The sequence below is a fragment of the Sphingomonas sp. PP-CC-1A-547 genome, from assembly GCF_003610375.1.
Classification (GTDB): Bacteria; Pseudomonadota; Alphaproteobacteria; order Sphingomonadales; family Sphingomonadaceae; genus Sphingomonas.
In genome coordinates, this window is sequence record NZ_RAPZ01000012.1 from 454,316 (window position 1) to 478,985 (window position 24,670).

Annotated in this window: 25 protein-coding genes; 13 read left to right on the forward strand and 12 right to left on the reverse strand. The window is 65.7% G+C overall.

Annotated features, from left to right (window positions below):
• Positions 1–96: 96 nt before the first annotated feature.
• From rho to hemE, 3 genes are all read right to left on the reverse strand, one after another.
• On the reverse strand, positions 97–1,353 hold the full coding sequence (gene rho / locus C8J39_RS13100; protein ID WP_031395107.1) for a transcription termination factor Rho: 1,257 nt from the start codon (positions 1,351–1,353) through the stop codon (positions 97–99).
• A gap of 307 nt (positions 1,354–1,660) precedes the next feature.
• Positions 1,661–2,122 carry a CopD family protein gene (locus C8J39_RS13105; RefSeq protein ID WP_120300842.1) on the reverse strand — a complete coding sequence of 154 codons (462 nt, stop codon included), beginning with the start codon at positions 2,120–2,122 and terminating at the stop codon, positions 1,661–1,663.
• On the reverse strand, positions 2,119–3,168 hold the full coding sequence (gene hemE, locus C8J39_RS13110) for a uroporphyrinogen decarboxylase (RefSeq protein ID WP_120300843.1): 1,050 nt from the start codon (positions 3,166–3,168) through the stop codon (positions 2,119–2,121). Before hemE ends, C8J39_RS13105 begins: the two co-directional genes overlap by 4 nt.
• Positions 3,169–3,496: 328 nt before the next feature.
• Here hemE and C8J39_RS13115 point away from each other — a divergent pair, with 328 nt between their 5' ends.
• The 10 genes from C8J39_RS13115 (at position 3,497) to C8J39_RS13160 (ending at position 10,231) form a co-directional block, all read left to right on the forward strand.
• Positions 3,497–4,330 carry a pyruvate, water dikinase regulatory protein gene (locus C8J39_RS13115; protein WP_120300844.1) on the forward strand — a complete coding sequence of 278 codons (834 nt, stop codon included), beginning with the start codon at positions 3,497–3,499 and terminating at the stop codon, positions 4,328–4,330.
• Entirely contained in the window at positions 4,327–4,917 is a 591-nt protein-coding gene (locus tag C8J39_RS13120; RefSeq protein ID WP_120300845.1) for a nucleoside triphosphate pyrophosphatase, read from the forward strand. The genes C8J39_RS13115 and C8J39_RS13120 overlap by 4 nt, the downstream gene beginning before the upstream one ends.
• 250 nt (positions 4,918–5,167) lie before the next feature.
• The gene (locus C8J39_RS13125; protein ID WP_120300846.1) at positions 5,168–5,980 is read left to right on the forward strand and encodes a shikimate dehydrogenase; all 813 of its coding nucleotides are present in this window, start codon (positions 5,168–5,170) and stop codon (positions 5,978–5,980) included.
• Positions 5,977–6,552 (forward strand): dephospho-CoA kinase, encoded by a 576-nt coding sequence (coaE, locus tag C8J39_RS13130; RefSeq protein WP_120300847.1) that lies wholly within the window; start codon positions 5,977–5,979, stop codon positions 6,550–6,552. The genes C8J39_RS13125 and coaE overlap by 4 nt, the downstream gene beginning before the upstream one ends.
• Positions 6,553–6,567: 15 nt before the next feature.
• Entirely contained in the window at positions 6,568–7,260 is a 693-nt protein-coding gene (gene dnaQ, locus C8J39_RS13135; RefSeq protein WP_120300848.1) for a DNA polymerase III subunit epsilon, read from the forward strand.
• A gap of 61 nt (positions 7,261–7,321) precedes the next feature.
• Positions 7,322–7,921, forward strand: a complete 600-nt coding sequence (gene hpf, locus C8J39_RS13140) for a ribosome hibernation-promoting factor, HPF/YfiA family (RefSeq protein ID WP_056064359.1) — start codon at positions 7,322–7,324, stop codon at positions 7,919–7,921.
• Between the two features lie 101 nt (positions 7,922–8,022).
• Positions 8,023–8,490, forward strand: a complete 468-nt coding sequence (locus C8J39_RS13145) for a PTS sugar transporter subunit IIA (RefSeq protein WP_056064361.1) — start codon at positions 8,023–8,025, stop codon at positions 8,488–8,490.
• 137 nt (positions 8,491–8,627) lie between these two features.
• Positions 8,628–9,095: a PaaI family thioesterase gene (locus C8J39_RS13150; RefSeq protein ID WP_120300964.1), complete on the forward strand. Its 468-nt coding sequence runs from the start codon at positions 8,628–8,630 to the stop codon at positions 9,093–9,095.
• Positions 9,092–9,418: a DUF1491 family protein gene (locus C8J39_RS13155; protein WP_056487629.1), complete on the forward strand. Its 327-nt coding sequence runs from the start codon at positions 9,092–9,094 to the stop codon at positions 9,416–9,418. Before C8J39_RS13150 ends, C8J39_RS13155 begins: the two co-directional genes overlap by 4 nt.
• Positions 9,419–9,607: 189 nt before the next feature.
• Entirely contained in the window at positions 9,608–10,231 is a 624-nt protein-coding gene (locus C8J39_RS13160; protein ID WP_259457546.1) for a cell wall hydrolase, read from the forward strand.
• Between the two features lie 92 nt (positions 10,232–10,323).
• Here C8J39_RS13160 and C8J39_RS13165 read toward each other — a convergent pair whose 3' ends face one another.
• From C8J39_RS13165 to recQ, 4 genes are all read right to left on the reverse strand, one after another.
• Positions 10,324–12,180 carry an AsmA family protein gene (locus tag C8J39_RS13165; protein ID WP_120300849.1) on the reverse strand — a complete coding sequence of 619 codons (1,857 nt, stop codon included), beginning with the start codon at positions 12,178–12,180 and terminating at the stop codon, positions 10,324–10,326.
• Between the two features lie 84 nt (positions 12,181–12,264).
• Positions 12,265–12,663: a hypothetical protein gene (locus C8J39_RS13170; protein WP_120300850.1), complete on the reverse strand. Its 399-nt coding sequence runs from the start codon at positions 12,661–12,663 to the stop codon at positions 12,265–12,267.
• A complete protein-coding gene (locus C8J39_RS13175; RefSeq protein WP_120300851.1) occupies positions 12,660–13,088 on the reverse strand; it encodes a TIGR01244 family sulfur transferase in 429 nt (142 codons plus the stop codon). The genes C8J39_RS13170 and C8J39_RS13175 overlap by 4 nt, the downstream gene beginning before the upstream one ends.
• Positions 13,085–14,854, reverse strand: coding sequence for a DNA helicase RecQ (recQ, locus tag C8J39_RS13180; RefSeq protein ID WP_120300852.1), 1,770 nt, complete (start codon positions 14,852–14,854; stop codon positions 13,085–13,087). Before recQ ends, C8J39_RS13175 begins: the two co-directional genes overlap by 4 nt.
• A 140-nt stretch (positions 14,855–14,994) precedes the next feature.
• Here recQ and C8J39_RS13185 point away from each other — a divergent pair, with 140 nt between their 5' ends.
• Positions 14,995–15,966 carry a hypothetical protein gene (locus C8J39_RS13185; RefSeq protein WP_120300853.1) on the forward strand — a complete coding sequence of 324 codons (972 nt, stop codon included), beginning with the start codon at positions 14,995–14,997 and terminating at the stop codon, positions 15,964–15,966.
• A gap of 96 nt (positions 15,967–16,062) precedes the next feature.
• A complete protein-coding gene (locus C8J39_RS13190; RefSeq protein WP_120300854.1) occupies positions 16,063–17,136 on the forward strand; it encodes a type I restriction endonuclease in 1,074 nt (357 codons plus the stop codon).
• Between the two features lie 362 nt (positions 17,137–17,498).
• On the opposite strand, the gene C8J39_RS13195 is transcribed toward C8J39_RS13190, so the two are convergent.
• Positions 17,499–19,328, reverse strand: a complete 1,830-nt coding sequence (locus C8J39_RS13195) for an ABC transporter ATP-binding protein/permease (protein ID WP_120300855.1) — start codon at positions 19,326–19,328, stop codon at positions 17,499–17,501.
• On the opposite strand from C8J39_RS13195, the gene C8J39_RS19105 reads away from it, so the two are divergent.
• Positions 19,327–19,692 carry a hypothetical protein gene (locus tag C8J39_RS19105; protein WP_259457547.1) on the forward strand — a complete coding sequence of 122 codons (366 nt, stop codon included), beginning with the start codon at positions 19,327–19,329 and terminating at the stop codon, positions 19,690–19,692. The genes C8J39_RS13195 and C8J39_RS19105 overlap by 2 nt on opposite strands.
• A 73-nt stretch (positions 19,693–19,765) precedes the next feature.
• Here C8J39_RS19105 and C8J39_RS13205 read toward each other — a convergent pair whose 3' ends face one another.
• The 4 genes from C8J39_RS13205 to crtY form a co-directional block, all read right to left on the reverse strand.
• Positions 19,766–20,713 (reverse strand): phytoene/squalene synthase family protein, encoded by a 948-nt coding sequence (locus C8J39_RS13205; protein ID WP_120300965.1) that lies wholly within the window; start codon positions 20,711–20,713, stop codon positions 19,766–19,768.
• Between the two features lie 184 nt (positions 20,714–20,897).
• Positions 20,898–21,479, reverse strand: a complete 582-nt coding sequence (locus tag C8J39_RS13210; RefSeq protein WP_120300857.1) for a TIGR00730 family Rossman fold protein — start codon at positions 21,477–21,479, stop codon at positions 20,898–20,900.
• A 196-nt stretch (positions 21,480–21,675) separates the two neighbouring features.
• Positions 21,676–23,154 carry a phytoene desaturase gene (locus C8J39_RS13215; protein WP_120300858.1) on the reverse strand — a complete coding sequence of 493 codons (1,479 nt, stop codon included), beginning with the start codon at positions 23,152–23,154 and terminating at the stop codon, positions 21,676–21,678.
• Positions 23,151–24,317 (reverse strand): lycopene beta-cyclase CrtY, encoded by a 1,167-nt coding sequence (gene crtY / locus C8J39_RS13220; RefSeq protein ID WP_120300859.1) that lies wholly within the window; start codon positions 24,315–24,317, stop codon positions 23,151–23,153. The genes C8J39_RS13215 and crtY overlap by 4 nt, the downstream gene beginning before the upstream one ends.
• Positions 24,318–24,670: the final 353 nt, after the last annotated feature.

The window sequence follows — 24,670 nt, forward strand, 5'->3', positions numbered from 1 at the left end:
CCGGACATGGGCAAAGCCCATGTCGTCGGTCGGGGCCCTGCCCCGCCGGCCGGATCGATGCGAGTCCCGCTGCAGCGTGCAGCGGGCCGCATTCGATCACTGATTCATGGAATCGAAGAAATTCTCGTTGGTCTTCGAATCCTTCATCTTGTCGAGCAGGAACTCCATCGCGTCGATCGTGCCCATCTGCATCAGGATGCGGCGCAGGACCCACATCTTGGAGAGCTTGGCCTTGTCGACCAGCAGCTCTTCCTTGCGCGTGCCCGACTTGCCGACGTCGAGCGCCGGGAAGATGCGCTTGTCCGCGACCTTGCGATCGAGCACGATCTCCGAGTTGCCGGTGCCCTTGAACTCCTCGAAGATCACCTCGTCCATGCGGCTGCCGGTATCGATCAGTGCGGTCGCAATGATCGACAGCGAACCGCCCTCCTCGATATTGCGCGCGGCGCCGAAGAAACGCTTCGGACGCTGCAGCGCGTTCGCGTCGACACCACCGGTCAGGACCTTGCCCGACGACGGCACGACGGTGTTGTAGGCACGACCCAGACGCGTGATCGAGTCGAGCAGGATCACGACGTCCTTCTTGTGCTCGACCAGACGCTTGGCCTTTTCGATCACCATTTCAGCGACTTGCACGTGGCGCTGCGCGGGTTCGTCGAAGGTCGAGCTGACCACCTCGCCCTTCACGCTGCGCTGCATGTCGGTGACTTCCTCGGGGCGCTCGTCGATCAGCAGGACGATCAGGAACACCTCGGGGTGGTTGTCGGTGATCGCCTTGGCCATGTTCTGCAACATGACGGTCTTGCCGACGCGCGGTGGCGCGACGATCAGCGTGCGCTGGCCCTTGCCCTGCGGCGAGACGATGTCGATCACGCGTGCCGACTTGTCCTTGACGGTCGGGTCGGCGGGATCGAGCGTCAGCTTGCTCTCGGGATAGAGCGGCGTGAGGTTGTCGAAATTGACGCGGTGGCGGACGACGTCGGGGTCGTCGAAATTGACCGCGGTGAGCTTCACCAGCGAGAAATAGCGTTCGCCATCCTTCGGCCCGCGGATCTCGCCCTCGACCGTGTCGCCGGTGCGCAGACCGAACTTCCGGACCTGGTTCGGCGAGATGTAGATGTCGTCCGGCCCCGCCAGATAGTTCGACTCCGGCGAGCGCAGGAAGCCGAAGCCGTCGGGCAGCACTTCGATCGTGCCGAGCCCCATGATCTGGTCGCCATTGTCCGCCTGGACCTTCAGGATCGCGAACAGCAGGTCCTGCTTGCGCAGCGTCGAGGCGCTCTCGACCCCCAGTTCCTCGGCCAGCTGGACCAGCTCGGCGGGTTTCTTTTTCTTCAGGTCTTTGAGATGCATGGGGATTTCCGGATAGCAATCAACGGGAGAACGCTCGGTCGGCGGTGCGCTTGGGAAGCGGAACTGGGCGAGACGAGTCTGGCAAGACACGACCGGGCAGGACGCCAGGAAGCCGTGTTGGGAGAAGGGGTTAGAATTGGGGCGCGGGTTAGTCAAGCGGAGACGGGAACTCCAATCCTCCCCCGCCAGGGGGAGGTGGCTGGCACTTGCCAGACGGAGGGGGAGGTAAGGGGTAACCTCTGCTCCGTGTCCTCCCCCTCCGTCACCTTCGGCGCCACCTCCCCCTGGCGGGGGAGGATCAGGAAGATCAGAACGGCTTAACGATCACCAGCACGACGATCAGCGTCACCGCCAGCGCAGGCACCTCGTTCAGCATCCGCAACTGCTTCCCCGCCAGCGTCGGCTTCCCCGCGGCGAGCTTCTTTGCATAGCCGACCGCCCAGCCGTGATATCCCGTCAGCAGGAACACCAGAGCGAGCTTCAGGTGCAGCCACCCCAGCCCCGGCGCACCATCCGCCAGCCCCAGGTTGAGCGCCAGCGCGATCCCCAGCACCCAGACGACGATCATCGCCGGCGTCAGGATGATGTGGCGGATCTTGCTCTCGCGCTCGACCCAGTTCGCCGCCTCGCTCGTGTTGCCCGCCGCCAGCGCCTCCTGATGATACACGAGGTAGCGCGGCAGCATGAACAACCCCGCCATCCAGAAGATCACGAAGATCAGATGCGCCGCCTTCACCCAGTCATACGCAGCGCCGAGAAATCCGCTCATGTCGTGCTCCTTACGCGGGCGATCAGCTGCTCGACATGCGCGATCGGCGTGTCGGGGAGGATGCCATGGCCGAGGTTGAAGACGTGCGGACGCTCGACGAACGCCGCGAGGATCCGGTCGATCGCCGCATCGAGATCCGCCCCGCCTGCGATTAACGCCAGCGGATCGAGATTGCCCTGCACCGGCATGTCCGCGGGCAACGACGCGTGCGCCCAAACCGGATCGACCGTCTCGTCCAGCCCGATCGCATCGACGCCGGTCTCACGCGCATAGGCGGGGAGCTTGCCCCCTGCCCCCTTCGGAAAGCCGATGATCGGCACGCCGGGGCAGCGCGCGTGGAGGCGCTCGACGATCGACGCGGTCGGCGTGATCACCCAGCGCTCGAATTGCGCGGGCGAGAGTGAGCCCGACCAGCTGTCGAACAGCTGCACCACGTCGACGCCCGCCTTGACCTGCCGCGCGAGATACTCGACGGTGTTGTCCGCGATCGCATCGATGATCGCACCGAACGCCTCGGGGTCGCGATACGCAAAGCGCCGCGTCTCGGACTGATCCTTCGAGCCCTTCCCCGCCACCATATAGGTCGCGACCGTCCAGGGAGACCCCGCAAAGCCCAGGAACGTCGTCTCGGGAGGCAAGGCAGCGGCGACCTTCGCGACGGTGCCGTAGACCGGCTCCAGCCGCCCCATCACCGGCTGCAACCGATCGAGCGCATGGTCGACCAGCGCCGGCTCGAGCCGAGGCCCCTCGCCGACCCCGAAGCTCAGATCCTGCCCGAGTGCCCACGGGATCATCAGGATGTCCGAGAACAGGATCGATCCGTCGAACCCGAACCGGCGGATCGGCTGAAGCGTGACTTCGGCCGCCGCGTCGGGATCGGTGGCGAGCGCGAGGAACCCGCCCTTCTCGGCGCGGAGTTCGCGGTATTCGGGGAGATACCGCCCCGCCTGCCGCATGAGCCACAGCGGCGGCACGGCCTGACGCTCCCCGCGAAGGGTCGCCAGGAGGGGCTTGAAGGCAGGCGTATTGGGGGTCGGATCGGTCAGCGGAGCACCCTTCTTCTACTATAAGAAGATTCAAGAAATAGGTTGTTGCAGTGGTTGGGCGGTTGAACCCGGGACTTATGCGGTGATCCCGGAATTGCCAACAGCTTGACCCCTCGGCACGCCCACAAACGCGCTGATTCGATTCAAGGCTCCCCGTTACCCACAGCCTGTGGATAAAATCTGGCCCTGTGTGCGGCGATGTGGATAGAATTGGTGTTATCCACGGCGAACCCGTCGCTTGGCGAGGCGGACGAGTTACGCTAGCCGTTCTCCCCATGTTATCCACAGATTCACGCCCACAGGTCCGCCCGCTGGGGATAAAACGCCGATGATGCGGCTCCACCTACATTTGTTGTCGGATTCGACCGGCGAGACGCTGGAGAACATCGCGAAGGCGGCGCTAGCGCAATATGACGACGTCGAGACGGTCCGCCATTTCTGGCCGATGGTCCGCACCGAAGCGCATCTCGAGCGCATCCTCCAGGAGATCGCGCAGAACCCGGGGCTGGTAGTTTTCACGCTGGTGAACCCCGCGACCCGGCGGATTCTTGAGCAGAGGTGCCTGGCGCTAGGACTGCCCGCGGTAGCCCCGCTCGACCCCGTGAACGACGCACTTTCCGGGTTGCTCGGGCAGCAGGCGAAGGCACGGCCGGGGCGCCAGCACGTCCTCGACGCGGCGTATTTCGCGCGCGTCGATGCGATCCAGTGGACGATCGCCCACGACGACGGGATCGCATCGGAAGAATGGGAGGAGGCCGATATTGTCCTGGCGGGCGTGTCGCGTTCGTCGAAGACGCCGACCTCGATCTACCTCGCCAATCGTGGCTACAAGACCGCCAACATTCCGATCGTCGTGGAAAGCCCACCACCGCTGAACCTCTACAAGCTTACCAACCCGCTGATCGTCGGTCTGACGACCAGTGCGGATCGGCTGATCCAGGTCCGCCGCAACCGCCTGCTGTCGCTCAATCAGCAGCCCGACACGTCCTATGTCGAGGAGGAAGCGGTGATGCGCGAGCTCGCCTTTGCGCGCCGCATGTTCGCCGACAATGGCTGGCCGGTGATCGACGTGACGCGCCGCTCGATCGAAGAAACCGCGGCGGCGATCATCGCCTTGTGCAACCAGCGCCGCGCCGACGCCGCTCCGAAGGTCGAGTCATGAGCCTGATCCTCGCCTCGCAAAGCGCCTCGCGTCGCGCGATGCTGACCGCTGCGGGCGTACCGTTCGAGGCGACCTTTGCCGGCGTCGACGAGGATGCGGCGAAGGCGGCGCTGCGCGACCTGTCCCCGCGCGATCTTGCGGACGCGTTGGCCGAACTGAAGGCCCTCAAGGTTTCGGCGAGAATGCCCGGCTATCTCGTCCTCGGCAGTGACTCGCTGGTTGCACTGGAAGACGGCAGTATCCTCGACAAGCCCGTCGACCGCGCCGACGCAGCGGCTCATCTGCGGCTGATGTCGGGCAAGCGCCACGACCTGTGGAGCGCCGCGGTCATCGCCGAAAACGGCCAAGCGATCTGGCGCCACGTCGAGCGCGCGAAGATGCACGTCCGCCCGCTGTCCGACGCGTTTATCGAGACGTACCTCGATGCGGAATGGCCGGCGATCGCGGGCTGCGTCGGCTGCTACCGCATCGAGGGCCCCGGCGCGCAGCTGTTCGCGAAAATTGAGGGGAGCCAGTTCACGGTACTCGGCATGCCGCTGCTGAACGTCCTCGATTTCCTCCGCGTGCGTGGCGAGCTGCCGGCCTGACCCGAAACTTCTGATCCTCCCCCGCCAGGGGGAGGTGGCTGGCCCTTGCCAGACGGAGGGGGAGGCAGGCGAAACTTCGATTCCGCCTGCCTCCCCCTCCGTCACCTTCGGCGACACCTCCCCCTTGCGGGGGAGGATTAAGTAGGTGCTGCACATGGCAGTTCACCCACGCTAGACTAAATCTCGTTCACCCGCGAAGGCGGGTGCCCAGACTGGATCCCCGCCTCCGCGGGGAAACACGGAGCCTTTAATGACCCGTTCCTATGCAGAAGTGATCGGCGATCCGATCGCACAGTCGAAATCGCCGCTAATCCACGGCTTCTGGCTCGACGCGCTCGGGATCGATGCGGAGTACCGCCACAAGCTCGTCACCCCGGACGCCCTCCCCGCCTACTTCGTCGAACGCAAAGCCGACCCCGCATGGCGCGGGTGCAACATCACGATGCCGCACAAGCTCGCCGCGCTCGACCACGTCTCCGACCCCGGGAATGTCCGCGGGACGATCGGCGCTATCAACACCGTGTTCCGCAACCAGGCGGGCGACTGCATTGGCACCAACACCGATGCCGCCGGTTTCTGGGCCCCGATCGACGACCTCGACATCGCCGGCCAACCCGTCACAGTAATCGGTGCCGGTGGTGCAGCCCGCGCGATCCTGTTCGCCCTGTCGCGAATGGGTGTCGGCCCCGTCACCATCCTCAACCGCAATCCGCTCAAGGGTGCGGCTCTGCTATCCACGTTCAAGCTCAAGGGCCAGGCGCTCCCGATCGGCCCCGCCGCCCCGCCCTCGCGACTGCTCGTCAACGCCAGCGTACTCGGCATGGCCGGCCAGCCACCGCTCGATATCGATCTCGGTGCGCTCGATCCGGACTCGCTGGTCTACGACATCGTCTATTCCCCACTCGAAACCGGTCTCCTGAAAGCGGCGCGCGCGCGCGATCTGGAAACCGTTGACGGCCTGGAGATGCTGATCGGCCAAGCCGCCGTCGCGTTCGAGATATTGTTCCACGTGGAACCACCGCGCGATCGCGACGACGAACTCCGCGCGTTGTTGATCAAATGATCATCGGCCTCACTGGCTCGATTGGCATGGGCAAATCCGCCGTTGCCGCGATGTTTGCCGACGAGGCCGTCCCCGTGTTCGACGCTGACGCCACCGTCCACCGAATGCAAGGCGTCGGCGGGCGACTGGTCCCCGCGATCGAAACCGCGTTCCCCGGCACCACCGCCAACGGCGCGGTCGACCGCGCGAAACTCGGCGCGGCGGTGTTCGGCGAGGACGCCGCGATCAAGCGGCTCGAAGCGATCGTCCACCCCGCCGTCGGCGAAGAACGCGCCGCCTTCCTCGCCCACCACGCCGGCCAGCGAGTCGTCTTCGACGTCCCCCTGCTGTTCGAGACCGGCGGCGACCGAAACGTCGACCTGATCGTCGTCGTCTCCGCCGCCCCCGACGTCCAACGCGCCCGCGTCCTCGCCCGCCCCGGCATGACCGCGGAGAAGTTCGCCGCGATCCTCGCCCGCCAGACCCCCGACGCCGAAAAACGCGCCCGCGCGGATCACGTCATCCATACCGACACCAGCTTTGACGCAACACGCGCGCAAGTCCGGGCGGTGCTTGCATCCTTGGAAATCTGAGCCGATACCATCGGGATGCGTGAGATCGTCTTCGATACCGAAACCACCGGGCTCAGTTTTTCCGGCGGCGACCGCATGGTCGAAATCGGCTGCGTCGAGATGCTCAACCGGGTCGAGACCGGCCGCACCTTCCACGCCTATTACCAGCCCGAGCGCGACATGCCGGTCGAGGCGTTCAACGTCCACGGGCTGAGCGCGCAGTTCCTTTCCGACAAGCCGAAGTTCGCCGACGCGGTCGAGGACCTGCTCGAATTCGTCGGCGACGCACCGATGATCGCGCACAATGCCGGCTTCGACTTCTCGTTCCTCAACGGCGAACTGACCAAGTGCGGCCGCCAGATCGTCCACATGAAGCGGATGGTCGACACGCTGCAGATCGCGCGCAGCCGTCACCCCGGCGCCAAGCATTCGCTCGACGCGCTCTGTTCGCGCTTCGGCATCGATCGCAGCCACCGCGTGCTGCACGGCGCGCTGCTCGACGCGCAGTTGCTCGCGCAGGTCTATGTCGAGCTGATGGGCGGCCGCCAGATCGGCCTCGGCCTGCTCGGCGATACGGGCAGCACCGCGTCGACTCCGATCGTCGCACAGGCGCCTCGGGTCGTTCGCCCTGCCCGCGTTTTCGCGGTCAGCGAGGGAGACCTTGCGGCCCATGCTGCGTTTATGAAGGGGATCAAGGATCCGATCTGGGGGGCCGTGGCGTCCGGATGACGCTGGCAGGGTGGAGCCAATAGGACCGCCCGAAGACTGTAACGCCGACAAGGAGACGACAATGGATATCCGGATTTCTGGTCATCAGGTTGACACTGGCGAAGCACTTAACAGCCACGTGGAAGACCGACTCCAGGGTATCGCCGACAAGTATTTCTCGCGCGCCATCTCGGCCGAGGTCACGTTCGGCAAGGGCCCGCACGACGCCGGCTTCAAATGCGACATCGTCTCGCACGTGATGAAGGGCCTCGTGATCAAGGGGCACGGCGACGCCTATGACGCGCGCGCCGCGTTCGATGCCGCCGCCGCCAAGATCGAGACCCAGCTCCGCCGCTACATGCGCCGCCTGAAGGATCGCCATGCCGGCGAAGCGGTCGCGATCGCTGAGAGCAACGGCTACGACAATGCCGGCTACACGCTGTTCCAGGAAAGCATCGAAGAAGACGATGTCGCGGACGCACCGCTGATCATCGCCGAAACGCGTGTCGATATCCCGGAGGCCAGCGTATCCGACGCCGTGATGATGCTCGATCTGCGCAACACGGCCGCGTTGCTGTTCATGAATGCGGGCACGGGCGCGCACAACATGGTCTATCGTCGCGGCGATGGCACGATCGGTTGGGTCGAGCCACAGCGAGCAGCGGCCACCCCGGCCCAATAAAGAAGGGTCCATAAAGGCGCGGGTCTCAAGGCCGCGCCTTTACGCCCCCGCGCAACCCGCTAAGGCGGACGCGCGCGGGGGCGCTTGAGACATTGAACACAATGACCGATTTTAGTGATATGCTGCGTCCCGACGCAGTGCAGACGGGCGTGATCGCCAAAAACAAGAAGGCAGTGTTCCAGCATCTCGCCACGGTTGCGTCTGAGATACTCGATGCAGACCCCAAGATGATCGCCGATCGGCTGGCTGCGCGCGAGAAACTCGGCTCGACCGGGTTCGGCGGCGGCGTCGCGATTCCGCACGCCAAGCTCGAAGGGCTCGCGCAGGTAACGGGCGTGTTCGCGCGGCTGGCAGAGCCGGTCGACTTCCAGGCGGTCGACGATCTTCCCGTCGATCTCGTCTTCATGCTGCTCTCCCCCACCGATGCCGGCGCGGTCCACCTGAAGGCCCTCGCCCGTGTCTCGCGACGCCTGCGCGACAAGGCATTCCTCGAGAAACTGCGCGGCGGCGGTTCGCCCGACGCGGTCTACGCGCTGTTCACCGCCGACGAGGTTCGCGATGCCGCGTGAGGCCCACCCCGTGTCCGTCCCAGCCCCCGTCATCCTGACGAAAGTCAGGATCCAGAGTACCCAATCGATGCCATTCTTGGCTCTGGATCCTGACTTTCGTCAGGATGACGGAGCGCATTTGGTCGGGCTACGTCTGCATGTCTGACACCCCGAACACAGCAGGCGCAGATGCGCATTTCCGCGCGCTGGAGTCCCTCTACGCGCAAGCGCCGATCAATCGCTTCTTCGACTCCTCGCTGGAAATCCCCGAAGCCGGCGTCGCCCGCATCCATTTCACGATCGACGAGCGTCACTACCACGCCGGCGGCGCCGCGCACGGCACGAGCTATTTCAAGATGCTCGACGATGCCGCCTTTTACGCCTGCAACAGCCTGGTCACCGATCGTTTCCTGCTCACCACCGCGTTCAACCTGCTGCTCACACGCCCGCTGAAGATCGGCCCGGTGATCGCCGAGGGACGATGGATCAGCGGTAAGCGGCGCGTGTTCGTCGCGGACGCGCGGCTGATCGACGCCGACGGTGAAGAAGCGGCAAGAGGCACCGGCACGTTCATGCGCTCCCGGATCGCGCTCGCCGGCCTCCCAGGATACCGCAGCGCAGCATGAGCGGGCGTCTCCCCAGCGGAGTTCTCGTCAGCGCCCTGCTGCGGCGCGTCAACGACGCCGGCGGCTTCGGTGCGGTAATGGCGAAAGGCGACCCCCAAGGCGGGGCGATCCTGGTCATCGCGGTCGACAAGGGCGCCCCTCCCCGCCTGCTCGAACGCGGCATCGGACCCGACGGACGGACCGCGCTAATCGACTCCACCCCACTCGAAGACCTCGACGGATATTGGCGTCGCCGCCGCGCAAGCGACCCGGATCTCTGGGTAATCGAGGTGGACATCGCAGCGGCGGAACGGTTCGCCGCTGAAACGATCCTCGACGATTGACTCGAAAGCCCCCCCAATAGAGGGGAATTGCAACATTGATTGGCGTTGTGCTGGGACGGGTGCGATCCGGATCAGTTACGCAGTCGGGGGGATGCCTGGACGATCGGCTCGTACGATTGCTTCCGCGGTCCAACCGCATCTGAATAAGTTTGAATGACGATTCTTCAGCGGGCCGCAACGATCGCGGTCATGACCTTCTCTCTCGCCGGCTTGCTCGGCAACAGCGCTCCCGGTCAGGCAACCGGTATCGATCGCTCGACCACCAATCTCACTGCTCTCGCCAATCTAAACGCGCTCTCGCCGCAGAATGTTCCGCAGATCGCTCCAGTTGCCACTACCGTCGCACCTGTCGAGACGAACGCCGAGAACACTGCAGTCAGCCCTGCCGTCGCAGAAGCCGAAGAATTCGACACGCTCGCCCAAGCCGTTGCCGCGCAGGATAGCGCCGCCGCCGACGAAGCGCTCCAGTGCCTTGCCGGCGCGATCTACTTCGAATCCAAGGGTGAGCCGCTGACCGGCCAGCTCGCCGTCGCCGAAGTCATTATCAATCGTGCCAAGTCGGGTCGTTTCCCCGCCAACGTCTGTGCCGTCGTCAAGCAGCGCGGCCAGTTCAGCTTCGTCCGGGGTGGCCAGATCCCTAACATCAACGCCGGCACCGCCTACCGCACCGCGATCGCAGTCGCCAAGGTCGCCCTCGCCGACGCGTGGAACAGCCCCGCCGACAAGGCGCTCTACTTCAACACCCCCGATCGCCGCCCCAGCGTCCGCGCGATCAAGGTCGCCTCGATCGGCAACCACATCTTCTATCGCTGATATCTCCCGGATATCGCTGAAGTCCGACCCCGTCCCGCACCCAGCGGGGCGGGGTTTTTCATATCCGCCGACGCCCTAGTCTGACGTCTCGGCTATCGCAGCACTCGCGCCGCCAATCCCGCGCAATCCGCGTCGCTGGCCGTCGGGCCCTGCTTGCCGGTGATCGCACGCCCGATCGCCTTGAAGATATTCCCCACCGATTTCACCTCCGGCGGGATCGTCACGTGCGGCTGCTGGATCGTCCCGGTCATGTACGCCGATCCCGGCAACTGCAGCAGCGCATGTTGCTTCGGCGCGCCGCTCAGACGAATGTCGACCGCCTCGGCGGGAAACACCACGCTCCCCTGCCCGTGCAGCTGGCTGGCGGTGGTATCGACGATCATCGGATCGACCCGCCCTCGCCCCTGCGTCACGGCGAGTTTCACCACCACACAGCGCAGCCCCGCGCGCTCGCCATCTTTCGCCAGCAACGCCCGCGCCGCATCGAACCCCAGAGCCGCGGCGATCCCCTGCGGCAACTCCCCGTCCCGCGCGACGAACCCGATGCTGCCATCTGCGTTCCCGACCGCAGCCCGGATCGTCTCGCCCGGCCCCTTCAGCCGCACCCGCGCGCTCACGTTACCGCTGAAATTGCCGCGCCCGCCTGCCAGCGCCTGTACGCTGCTACCCCGCAACCGCAGGTCGATCGCGACGGTCGGCGTCTTGCGATCGCCTCGCTGGTCGACCGTGACCTTGCCGGTAACGGTCCCCTGCGGCAGCCTCGCGACGAGCTGGTCCAGCGTCAGCAGCTGGTGATCGATCGCGATCGTACCCTTGGCGGACACGATCGGCGACTTCCCCTTCGCGGCGACGATATGCTGGATGCGGAACCCGAACTCGGCATCGGTGCTGTCGATCTTGCCGATGTCGATCCGCGTATTCGGCACCAGTCTCGGCCCGATCGCCCGCTCCAGCGCCGCGCCCTTCGCCTGCGCCTCGTCCGACGACAGGTCCGCAAAGTCGAACTGGCGCGACACGATATCGCCGTTCACCTTGCTCCGTCCGTCCCGCTTGTCGACCGTGACATGACCCGCAAAGTCCGACCGCCCGACCACGCCCTTCAGCTGCGTGATCGCCCATTTCGGCGCATCGTGGCGGACGTGCGCGCTGAACGACACCGGCTGCGTCCGGAACAGCCCCGCCTCGATCACCGCGTCGATCAGCTTCAGGTCGGTCGCACGCGCCGTCACGTCGAGCGTCATCGCATCGGTATCGAGCGGCCGGTCCATCACGCCCTTCGCCGAGATCGACAGCTTGTCCCCGTCGATCGACGCGGTGAACGGCCACGGCTTGCCCTGCGATTGCTCGATCGACGGCCCCGAGACCGCGATCCGCACCGCCGCACCACGCACGGTGCCGGTGCCGTTCGCACGGATGCCCGTAACCGGATCGGAGGAGAATTGCGCGGTGACCTGCCGCCCCTGCTTGGCGTCGCGGTACGAGATCACGCTGTCGCGAATGACCAGCCCCTGCAGGTCGTTCGAACTGCCGCCGCTCTTGGCCTTGCCCGGCCGATCCCAATTGGTCCGCCCCTGCTTGTCACGGACCAGCGCCAGGTACAGCCCGGACGCCTTCACGTCGCGCGGCCCGAACCCGCCCTTCAACAGCGACAGCGCGGAGAAGGTCGCCTCCGCCTCGCGCAACCGGACGAAATCGCCGCTCCCGGCCCAGGCTGCCTGCGGAATACGTACCTGCGTGATGCGGATCGTCGGCGAGAAACCGAACCCGTCGACGCGCTCGATCCCGCCGATCGTTACCGGCCGCCCGAAGCGCGCGGTCAGCTGCCGCTCGATCACGCCTTTCAGCGATCCCCAGGGGAACACGGCGAGCCCGATTATGACCGTGGCCATCACGGCCACGACGACGATGCCGGTGACTTTCACCCAGCGCTTGGCGACCCATCTTCTCATCTACTGCGGCGACGCGTCGAAACGGGAAACGTTCCGCAAGCGTCAGGACCGCTGCCGCAGAATGACCGCGGCGCGTCTGGCTCGCTAGACCCGCACGCTCTTCGGCGCCAACCGGCGGATATCGAGGACATCGACCTGCGCGAGCATCACCGCGCCCAGCGCCTTGTCCCCGGTCTCGACCAATATCCCCTCATGCGTCGCGCGCACCGTCCGCCACGATACCTCGCGCACCGTCAGCGTCTTGCCGATCCGCTTTACCGCAGCGACACGCCCGTCATCCGCGATCGCCAGCGCGCCCTGCCCGTCCGCTCCAACCACGGCACCCGCTACCGCAAACCCGCGAAGCTGTGCCTGCGCCGCGTCCGCCGCCTCTTCCGGAGTCTCGATCTTCACGACCCGCCGCATCCGCATGACCACCCAGGCCAGGCCCGCGAGCAACAGCACAACGACGGCCACGATGCCGCCGACGATGGCAGGCGTCATCGCGGCCCTGCGAGCGCGTCCAGCATCGGTCGGATTCCGCGCAGGTCGTACCCGGCGTCCTCGGCCTGCGCGAGCAGCAGGTTCGGGTTCCGCCCCGCCTTCGCCGCCGCCAACGCCCACAAATTGCAGCTCCGCGTCCCCGATCGGCAATAGGCCAGCACAGGCCCGTCCGAGTCCGTCAGCGCCTGCGTCATCGCGTCGATCTGCGGATGCGAGAACCCCGCATGCGTCACCGGGATCGAGACGTATTCCAGCCCGGCCGCTTCCGCCGCCGCGCGGATCGCGTCACCCGAAGGCTGCCCCGCATCCTCGTCGTCCGGTCGGTTGTTGACGATCGTCTTGAACCCCGCCGCAGCGATTTCCGCGACTTGCTCGACCGCGATCTGTGGCGCGACCGAAATACTTTCGTTTATTTGCCGTATCATGCGGACTCGCGGATGACCTGGAGGAAGGCATCCCCATAGGCGTCGAGCTTGCGCGCGCCAATGCCTGATAACAGGCTCAACTCGGCACGCGACGCCGGCCGCTGCCGCGCAATGTCACGCAACACCGAATCGTGGAAGATCACATACGGTGGAACGCCCGCTTCCTTCGCCAGATCGCGCCGCCGCACGCGCAACGCCTCGAACAGCGGATCGTCGACCGGGTTCGGCACAGCGCCCACCGCACCCTTGCGCCGCCGCTCCCGCTTCGGCGGCACGACGATCGACACCGCCGCCTCGCCCTTGAGGATAGCCTTCGCCGCCGGCCCGAACTCGAGGCCCCCATGAGGATTGGTGCGCAACGCATCCTTCAGCATCAGCGCCCGCGACACAGGCTTCAGCAACGCCACCTCGTCGCCCTCGACGATCCCGTACACCGACAACGCCTCGTGCCCGTTCATCAGGCTCCGCTCCGACGAAACCCCCGTCAAAATGCCCTCGATGTACCCCACACCGTACATCTGCCCGGTCCGGAACACCGCCGACAGGAATTTACGCGCCGTCTCCGTCGCATCCACCGCATCGACGTTACCGAGGCAATTGTCGCAGTTGCCGCAATCCTCCAGCCGCTCCTCGCCGAAATGCTTGAGCAGAATCCGCCGCCGACACCCGGCCGTCTCGACCAGTCCACCCATCGCGGTCAGCCGCTGCCGCTCGCCTGCCTGCCGCTCGGGCTCGACCTCGCCGATCCGCTGCCGAGCGCGCGCGAAATCCTCCGCGCCCCAGAACAGATGCGCGATCGCCGGATCGCCATCACGCCCCGCGCGACCGGTTTCCTGATAGTAAGCCTCGATCGACTTCGGCAGCCCGGCATGCGCCACGAAACGCACGTCGGGCTTGTCGATCCCCATCCCGAACGCGACCGTCGCGCAGATCACCATGTCCTCGCTCGCGACGAAATCCGCCTGGTTCTTCGCGCGCACCTGCGGATCGAGCCCCGCATGATACGCCCGCGTCGGTCGCCCGCTCCGCCCGAGAGCCTCCGCCAGCTTCTCGGTCGCGGCCCGCGTCTGCGCGTATACGATCCCCGGCCCCGGGATCTTCTCCAGGATATCCGCGATCTGCCGGTTGACGTTGTCACGCCCTGAAATCGCATAGCGGATGTTCGGCCGGTCGAACCCCGACACGATCAGCCCCTCCTGCGAGATTCCCAACTGCTCGAGAATATCCGCCCGCGTATGCGCGTCGGCAGTCGCCGTCAGCGCCAGCCGAGGCACATCCGGAAAACTGTCGAGCAAAGGCCGCAACAATCGGTAATCCGGCCGAAAATCATGCCCCCACTCACTGACGCAATGTGCCTCGTCGATCGCAAAGAGCGACAGCTTGGCCTGGCTGAGCAGGTTGCGAAAACTCTCGTTCGAAGCCCGTTCCGGCGCCACGTATAGCAGGTCCAGATCGCCCGCCCGAAACCGCGCGATCGTCTCCTCACGGTTCGTATCGACGCTCGTCAAAGTCGCCGCCTTGATCCCGACAGCAGTCGCCGCCCGCAACTGGTCATGCATCAGCGCGATCAGCGGCGACACGACCACGCACGTCCCCTCCAGCATCGTCGCCGGCAACTGGTAGCAGAGCGACTTCCCCGCACCCGTCGGCATGACCGCCAGCGTCCGCTGCCCCGCGAGCACCCGGTCGACGACATCGCGCTGCACGCCACGAAAATCAGGAAAGCCGAAGACGCGCTGGAGATCGGGAAGGGGGTCGAGTGCCATTGCCATGCGATCTAGGCGTCGCGCAGTCGCCCGTCGAGGGGCCAGCCCGCATTGGTTATCCAATCATTACCGATTATAAATTCGTTGCGAATACGATATGACGCGGCAAGATCGCGGCGCCTGACGCCGGAGACCTCACGATGATCGCCGATATCCTGAAAACCAGCGTGGCGGCATCGGTGCTCGTGAGCAGCGTCGCGCTAGCCGGCGACACGGCCCCGGCCACCCGCGACGTACCGGTCGGCGGGATGATCGCCGCAACGATCGACGGCAAGCCCGTCATCCTGCGTGTCGATCCCGCCGCGCCCGGCCTGATCTTCGTCACGACCGCGGTCGCCGAGCGACTTGCGCTGAGGGGCGGTGCGCTAGGCCTGGGCTATTCGGTCGGTGGACAAGGCGCGATGCAGGCGACGACGGTCCGCCCGATGACGTTCGGGACCAATGCGGTGAAGCGGCGGATCGGCTTTCCGGGCCGCAAGCACGAGACCAAAGGGAAGGCTGCCGACCCCCGCTGGGTCGGGCGGCCCTATGCCGATGTCGGCGACGGCAGCATCGGCCCGGCGTCGCTGCCCGAACCCGTCGTGCGCATCTTCCTGAACGCGCCGCGGGCTGGCGAGCGGACCGTCGCGTTGCCGATGGTCGACGGCGGCGGCCTGCTGGGCAAGCTCTCCGGGACCTTCGCGCAGATCACGATCGGCAGCCAGCCGATCCGGGTCCGCTTCGATCCCTATCATCCACGCACGACCGTCACCGCCAACGCCGCCACGCTGATCGCGCAGGCGCAGCGCGGCACGCTGGCCGGCCTCACCGCACCGGTCGAGATCGCCTTCGGTATCGCCCGACCCGTCCGCACGATGACGCTCGCCACCCCGCTCCTCGTCGGGCCGCTCGCGCTATCGTCGCTCGGCGTCCGCACCACCGACGTCGGCAGCGCCGCCGCGATCCCCGATGCCGACGCGCCACCACCCGACCCCGACGAGATCGTCGTCGTCGCCAAGGGCAAGCGCGACGCCAACCGTGACCGCCTGACGATCGGCGCCGACCTGCTCGACCGCTGCTCCAGCATCGTCTTCGACAAACCCGCCAAGCAGATCCGCCTCACCTGCGGGTAGACTCGGTCGATATCCGGCCAGTCTGTCGCGGCCCTGTCGTAGACCGCGACCCTCCGTGCCTGCATTCTCGCCCGTTCAATCCGGGGGGAGGCGCGCATGGAACTGAACATCAGGCTGGCCGAGCTGCAGAAGCGCACGATCGAACATCGCGAGGTGTTGCTGACCGAGGAGGCGGCGAAGACCGCGCTCGTCATGCCGTTCCTCCAGTCGCTCGGCTACGACGTCTTCAACCCGTCCGAGGTCGTTCCCGAATTCACCGCGGACGTCGGCACCAAGAAGGGCGAGAAGGTCGACTATGCGATCTGCGCCGACGGGAAGGTGTCGATCCTGATCGAGTGCAAGCCCTCGTCGGTCCAGCTCAACGTCAACCATGCCGGCCAGCTGTTCCGCTATTTCAGCGTCACCGACGCACGGCTAGCGGTGCTCACCAACGGCGTCGTCTACCAATTCTATTCGGACATCGAGCGTCCGAACAAGATGGACGACAAGCCGTTCTTCACCTTCACGATGGACGCGATCAAGCCCGCCGACATCCGCACGCTCGAGAAATTCACCAAGGCCGCGTTCGACATCGACAAGATCGTCCAGGAGGCCGGCAACCTCAAGACGCAGTCGCTGATCCGCCTCGAACTCGAAAAGGAGTTCGCCGAGCCGTCCGACGAGTTCGTCCGGATGATGGCGCAGCGCGTCCACGGCGGGCGCCTGACGCCCGCGATCAAGGACGGGTTCGCGAAATTGCTCGCCCCAGCGATCGCCGCGCTGATCCGCGATTTCGTCAACGAACGCCTGTCGTCCGCGCTGAAGGCGTCGAGCCCGGTCGAGGACCTGCCGCTAGGCGCCGACGACGACCCCTCCGACGGCGACGGCATCGTCACTACGCAGGAGGAGATTTCTGGCTTCCACATCATCCAGGCGATCGCCTCGCGCTTGGTCGACCCGAAACGCGTGATCGTCCGCGATGCGAAGTCGTATTGCGCGATCCTGCTCGACGACAACAATCGGAAAACGGTCGCGCGGATGCACTTCAACGGCATCACGACTAAGTATCTCGGGATGTTCGCCGGCAAGGACGAGACGCGGCATCTGCTGTCCGACCTGACGCACATCTACCAATATTCGGACGTGATCGAGGCGAGGTTGCGCGAGTTGGATCTCTCGATTCCGGCGTAGCGAGCGCTCCCGATCGTTCCCCCGCATCTAAAGACCTACCACCCCGGCGAAGGCCGGGGCCCAATTGGAAAGGTAGGAGTAACGGAGCGCAGTCGCCGTCAGTAACGTCCCCCAATTGGGCCCCGGCCTCCGCCGGGGTGGTGGATTGGGTGGACTCACACTCTTCACTTCCGTGTTTCCCCGCGAAGGCGGGGACCCAGACTGGGCTTCCGCCTTCGCGGGAGAACAAGGAAGAGAGGCTGCCGTTCGAATGCGGCCGCCGTATTTGCTTTACGGGATGAGAGCGGTCCCGACGCAGCGGGAGCGGGAGCGGCGGCGTGGGCGCGCTTATAACCGACGGCTACCCATGGCTACCCGCATCCCTACTCCGCCGCCAGCGCCCCATCGTCATCGCCAGCCCGCTCCTGCGCCTGCCGGTTCCACATCTCCGCATACACGCCGCCCTGCCGCAGCAGGTCAGCATGCGTCCCCTTCTCGACGATCCGCCCCGCCTCCAGCACGACGATCTGGTCCGCATGCACCACCGTGGACAGCCGGTGCGCGATCACGATCGTCGTCCGCCCACGCTCGATCGCCTCCAGCGTATCGAGGATTTCCGCCTCGGTCCGGCTGTCCAGCGCCGACGTCGCCTCGTCCAGAATCAAGATCGGCGGGTTCTTCAGCAACGTCCGCGCAATCGCCACACGCTGCTTCTCGCCGCCCGACAGCTTCAACCCACGCTCGCCCACGCGCGTCTCATACCCGAGAGGCTGGCGCTCGATGAACCCGGCGATCGCCGCGCCCTTCGCCGCCATCTCGACCTCAGGCATCTCGGCCCCCTCGCGGCCATACGCGATATTGTACCCGATCGTGTCGTTGAACAGCACCGTATCCTGCGGCACGATCCCGATCGCGGCGCGCAAAGACGCCTGCCGCACCCCAGAAATATCCTGCCCATCGACGGTAATCCGCCCGCCGGTCAGGTCATAAAACCGGTACAGCAACCGCGCGAGCGTCGATTTCCCCGCCCCCGACGGCCCAACGACAGCCAAAGTGGACCCGGCAGGCACGTCCAGCTCCAGGTCGCGAAGAATCGGCCGCCCGGCATCATAGCCGAACGACACCCCCTCGAACCGGACATGCCCCGCGCTCACCGCCAGCGCAGGCGCACCCGGCGCATCCACCACGGTCGCCGGCGTATCGATCAGGTCGAACATCGCCGCCATGTCGAGCGCCCCCTGCCGGATCGTGCGATACACCATCCCCAGCAGGTCGAGCGGCCGGAACAGCTGCGCCAGCAGCGTCGATACGAACACCACGTCGCCCGCCGACGCCTCGCCGCGGCTCCACCGCCACACGACGAAGCCCATGCCGCCCGCCAGCATCACGTTGGTGATCAGCGCCTGGCCCAGGTTCAGCCACGCGAGCGAATTCTCGCTCTTCACCGCCGCCTCGGAATACGCCGTGATCGCACTGTCGTAGCGCCGCGCCTCGCGCTCCTCCGCGCCGAAATACTTCACCGTCTCGAAGTTCAGCAGCGAATCCACCGCATGCGCGACCGCACCGGTATCGAGGTCGTTCATCCGCGCGCGCAAGGCATTGCGCCAGTCGGTCACCATCCGCGTGAAGAGGATATAGCCGACCACCATCACCACCGTCGCGACCACCAGCGGCCAGCCGAACTTGGTCCAGAACAGCCCGAGCACCAAGACGAGCTCGAACACCGTCGGCGCGATGTTGAACAGCAGGAAATACAGCATCGTGTCGATGCTCTTCGTCCCGCGCTCGACAACCTTGGTCACCGCGCCCGTCCGCCGCGACAGGTGAAAATCGAGGCTCAGCGCATGCAGGTGGCGAAACACCTGCGCCGCCAGCCGCCGCGACGCATCCTGCCCGACGCGCTCGAACACCGCGTTGCGCAGATTGTCGAACAGCGTCGTCCCGAACCGCGACGCCGCGTACCCGACCACCAGCAGCACGACCAAAGTCAGCGCCCCGCGATCGTTCCCCGCCATCCGGTCGACCGCGTATTTCAGCGTGAACGCCGCGCCGAACACCTGGATCAGCTTCGACGCGATCACGAGCAGCATCGCGACGACGATCCGCGCCTTCAGCCTGGGCTGCCCCGCCGGCCACAGGAACGGCAGGAAGCGGCGGAGCGTCGGCAGCAACGGCTGGCCCGCGCGGGTGGAGGTGTACGTATCGGGTGGCATGGATCGATGCGATGTAGGCGCAGTCAAGCCCCGGCGAAAGCAGTTGGGGGAACAATCCTGCCACTTCGTCGCTTTTGTTATCGTGTCCGATGTCGGCCACGTCGCCTGCCACCGCGATCCACTGGAGAATGAAATGGAACCGCTGTTCTACGTCATGGCCATCATGGGCTGCGGTGACGGCAATGTGAACTGCACCGAGGCGCGGGTCATCCCGGCGCGTTACGAAACCATGGCGCAGTGCCGTGCGGCGTTGCCCGATCAGCTGGCGCAGAACACCGACGTTCCGTATCCGATGATTGGTGCCAATTGCCGTGCACACGGCCAGTTGATGGCGAAGACCGGCAAGGCGAAGCCACAGGGCTAGAGTGTTTCCCCGCAAAGGCGGGGACCCAGACTGGACTCCCGCCTTCGCGGGAGAACAAGCTAGACGCCGGTAGTCAGCGAGGCCGCGTCCACAACCGAGTATCGCGCACTGTCCGCGGATACAGCGTATCCCGCCGAGCCGCCTCCCGAGCCGCCGTCACGATAAACCCCAGCTTCTGCATCCCCGACGTCGTTACCCGGTGATCCCATGCATGCTCACCCCGAGCCGCCACGGTCCGCCCGATCGCCCCATAGATCCCCGCCGCCGACAGCACCGCCCAAGCCGAACGGAACGACAGTGCTGGCGTCCCCTCCCGCGCGCTAGCCTCGAACGCCGCCGCCCGATCCGCCATCCGCTTCGTCAACACCGCGAGGCGAGATCGGAACGGCGGCTTCATGTGCTGCCCCGGCGGAAAGTCCATCTCGACCAGCCACTCCTCGGGCAGATAACACCGCCCGACCCGATCATCCTCCTCGACGTCGCGCGCGATATTGGCGAGCTGGAACGCCATTCCCAGGTCGCACGCGCGATCGAGCGTATTCTCGTCGTCGGGATCGACGCCCATGGCCACGGCCATCATGCACCCGACGACGCCCGCGACATGGTAGCAATATTTGTAGAGGTCGTTCTCCGACCGCGGCCGCCACTCCCGCGCATCGAGCGCGAATCCCTCGATCAGGTCGCGCGCGAACCGCTTCGGCAGCCGGGTTTCAGCCGCAAAGATCCGCAGCGCATCGAACGCCGGCTCGCCAACCACGTCGCCCGCCAACGCCTGCTCGGTCATCGCCGACAGCGCCACAAGCCGCGCCGGCGCGTCGTCGACCACGGTCATCCCGTGCCCATGATCCTGCCCATCGGCGATATCGTCGCACCGCCGGCACCACGCGTACAGCAGCCAAGCCCGCTCGCGCGTAGGTTTGTCGAACAGCAAGCTCGCCGCCGCAAAACTCTTCGACCCCCGCGAGATAGACTCATGCGCGGTAGCAACGATCGCTTCGCGCGAGGGGAGGGGGTGGTTCACGTCATCACCTCGCACGGCACCACCGTTACATGCACCACCCCGGCGAAGGCCGGGGCCCAGTTGGGGGACATCAATTGGCTGGCGCTGCGCGTCGTTACTGCAACCTTCCCAGCTGGGCCCCGGCCTTCGCCGGGGTGGCGGCGAACGTTGGGATGGCGGCAGGTGATGGAGTGAGCCGTCAACCTCACAAATCCGACGCGTTCATCCGCACGATCGGCTGCGTCGGCACGTGGCGCCCCATCCGGTCGAGCAGCACCTCCAGCGTATCCGCCACGATCAGCAGATCCCGGTGCTGCGGCCGCAAAAACCCAACCTCGCCCATCTTCGCCCAGAACGCGATCAGGTGATCGTAATAGCCCGCCGTATTCAGCAACCCAACCGGATCCGCATGATAGCCAAGCTGCGCCCAGCTCAGCGCCTCCCACAGCTCGTCCATCGTCCCCGTCCCACCCGGGATCGTCACGAACCCGTCGGAGAGATCGGTGAACATCTGCTTGCGCTGATGCATGCCGCTGACGACGTGCAACTCGGTCAGCCCCCGATGCGCAACCTCCGCATCGACCAGCGCCTGAGGAATAACCCCGATAACCTCGCCACCACCCTCAAGCGCCCCATCCGCGATCGCCCCCATCAGCCCGGTCCGTCCGCCGCCATAAACGAGCCCAATCCCCCGCTCGGCAAAGGCGCGCCCAAGCGCCCGAGCGCCCTCGATATAGACAGGATCAGCCGGCGTAGCCGACCCGCAATACACAGCAAGTCTCTTCATCCCGCCTCGCTAGGGGAAGCGCGCGGGGTGCTGCAAGGGGAGAATGGGTTCACGCGAAGGCGCAAAGGCGCGAAGATGTCTTTCCCGCCGCAAAGCGACTTACACATCATAAGCTGCGAAAACGGCCAGTGCAGCATGGCGTCACGCCCTTCACGAAAATCTTAGCGCCTTCGCGCCTTCGCGTGAACAAAACCCCTTACTTCTCGCCTTCCAACATCAACCGAGCCGTAGCCTTCGCACTCCCGACGACCCCAGGAATCCCAGCACCCGGATGCGTTCCAGCCCCCACGAAGTACATATTCGGAATATGCTCGTCGCGGTTGTGCACCCGGAAATACGCGCTTTGCGTCAACACCGGCTCCAGCGAGAACGCGCTACCCAGATGCGCATTCAGATCCTCCGCGAAATCCTTCGGCGCGTACGAGAACTTCGTCACGATCCGCTCATGGATATCCGGGATCAACCGCCGCCCGATCTCGTCGAGGATGCGCTTCTCCAGGATCGGCGCGATCTCGTCCCAGTCGACCGGGAATTTCCCCAGATGCGGCACCGGCGCCAACGCGTAGAACGTCGAATGCCCCTGCGGCGCGAGCGAAGGATCGGTCACGGTCGGATGATGCAAATACAGCGAGAAGTCCTCGCTCAGCACGCCGTGGTCGTAGATGTCCTCGAGCAGGCCCTTATAGCGCGGCCCGAACAGGATCATGTGGTGCGGAATGCCAGGCCACGTGCCCTTGATCCCGAAATGCACCACGAACAGCGACGGCGAATATTTCTTCCGTTCGAGCGAGCCCGTCTTCCGCTTGGCACTCCGCGACGTCGCCAGCAGGTCGCGGTACGTGTGCATGATGTCGCTGTTCGCCGCGATCGCATCCGCCTGCGCGGACCAGCCGCTCGCCGTCGTCACACCGGTCGCGCGGTCGCCCAGCGTCTCGATCGACGTCACCGGATCGTCGAGCCGCAGCACGCCGCCCAGCCGCTCGAACTGCGTCACCAAAGCCGCGACCAGCCGATTGGTCCCGCCGCGCGCGAACCACACCCCGCCATCACGCTCCAGCTTGTGGATCAGCGCATAGATCGCGCTCGTCGTCATCGGATTGCCGCCGACCAGCAACGTGTGGAACGACAACGCCTCGCGCAGCTTCTCCGACTTCACGAAGCTCGACACGATCGAGTAGACCGAGCGCCACGCCTGGTATTTCGCCAGCGCCGGCGCCGCCTTGATCATCGACCCGAAGTCGAGGAACGCGACATGGCCGAGCTTCTCATAACCCTCGTGGAACACCCCCGCCGAATATTGCAGGAACTTCTCATACCCCGCCCAGTCGCCCGGATGCAGCTTCTCGATCTCGGCGCGCATCTGCACGTCGTCGTTGGTGTAGTCGAAATTCGTCCCGTCGGGCCAGTTGAGGCGATAGAACGGCAGCACCGGATCGAGCGTCACGTCCTCGCTCATGTCGCGCCCGGTCAGCGCCCACAATTCGCGCAGGCAATCCGGATCGGTGATGACGGTCGGCCCCGCATCGAACGTGAATCCGTCGCGTTCCCAGAAATACCCACGCCCACCCGGCTTGTCGCGGCTTTCGACGATCGTCGTCTGCACGCCCGCGGATTGCAGCCGGATCGCGAGCGCCAGCCCGCCGAAACCTGCGCCGATGACTATTGCGGTCTTCATGATGACATACTGCCTGCGATGGCGCGGACGGCGCGCACGATGGGGACGGGGGGCTTGCCGGTCAGAACGCGCGCCTTGTCGGAAAGCGTCGAGCGTCCGGCGTAGAAACGGCCGATGAGCGATGGGGAGAGGCGGTAGAAGCGCTCGAGGATGCGGTAGCGTTCCTCCGGCTCGGCGGCGCGGAACAACATCGTGTCGAGCATCCGGTAGAACCCGCGCGACTTCCACGTCGCCCGCGCCATCGCATGCGTCGCATCGTGGAGTTTCGCGCCCGAAAAATCGCCGAGGCCCGCGAGCATAGAAGCGATCCGCACCGCGTCGGGCAGCGAGTACCCCGTGGTCGGGTGGAACATCCCCGCGCGCATGCCGGCCTTGGCCACCCGAGCACCGCCCGACCGCCAATACGCCTCGAAATCGCCCCCCATCGCGACCGGCAACACGCCCGACTCCTCGCGAACGACGCTCTCTACGTCCCAGCCGCGCCCGGCGACATACTCGTCGATCCGCGCGCCCAGCACCGGAATATCGAGATCGGGCGTGTCGCTGTAATAGGTGTCCTCGACGAACATCCGCTTGGCCGAGAACGGCAAACAATAGACGAACCGATACCCGTCGATCTGCGGAATGGTCGCGTCCATCACCATCGGCCGCGGGCTTTCGTGCGGCACGCTCAACGCCAGTTCGCGCCCGAGAAACTTCTGCCAAGCGAGGTCAAGCAGCGACAGATCGCCCGCCCCCCGCGCGTCGATCACGCCGGTCGCCTCGATCCGGTCGCCATCGGCCAGCACCACCGCGGTCGCACTAGCCCCCGACACTTTCCGCCCGAGCATCAGCGCATGCGGCGGCAGTACGCGGCGAACCTCGCGGTCGAGCCGCGTGCTCTCGATCGAATAATAGGTCGCGTCGATCGTCCGTTCATGCGCCGGAAACCGCACGTCGTACCCCCGCCACGCATGCACCACGAGCGGCGCGACGATCCAGCGATTGCCTTGCGCCACGTCGCTGCCGAAGAACGACCAGAGATGATTGCCGCCGACGACTGGCGCAGCATCGATCAGGCGCACGTCGAGCGCCGGATGCTTTGCTTTCAGCGCCAGCGCGATCATTCCGCCGGCCAAACCCGCGCCAACGATCGCAACGTCGCAGGAGATCGTCGATGCCATGCCTCCGACTAGCGCAAAGCGGGGGACACGAAAACAACCTTTCCGAACCAATCGCCCGCGAAGACAACCTGCGTTGCCGGGGGTGGGGCAGGGCTCACGTCCAATCCTCCCCCGCCAGGGGGAGGTGGCTGGCCCTAGCCAGACGGAGGGGGAGGAAAGGGAAACCTCCGTTCCGCATCCTCCCCCTCCGTCACCTTCGGCGACACCTCCCCCTGGCGGGGGAGGATCGAGCATCGCGACGCGCGAACCGTGCAAATCGTACGAAGAGGAAAAGCCCAACCTGCTCCCCTCCCTGGAAGGGAGGGGCTGGGGGTGGGTGGGCCTCAGCAAGTTCGAACGCTTGCGACTAAGGG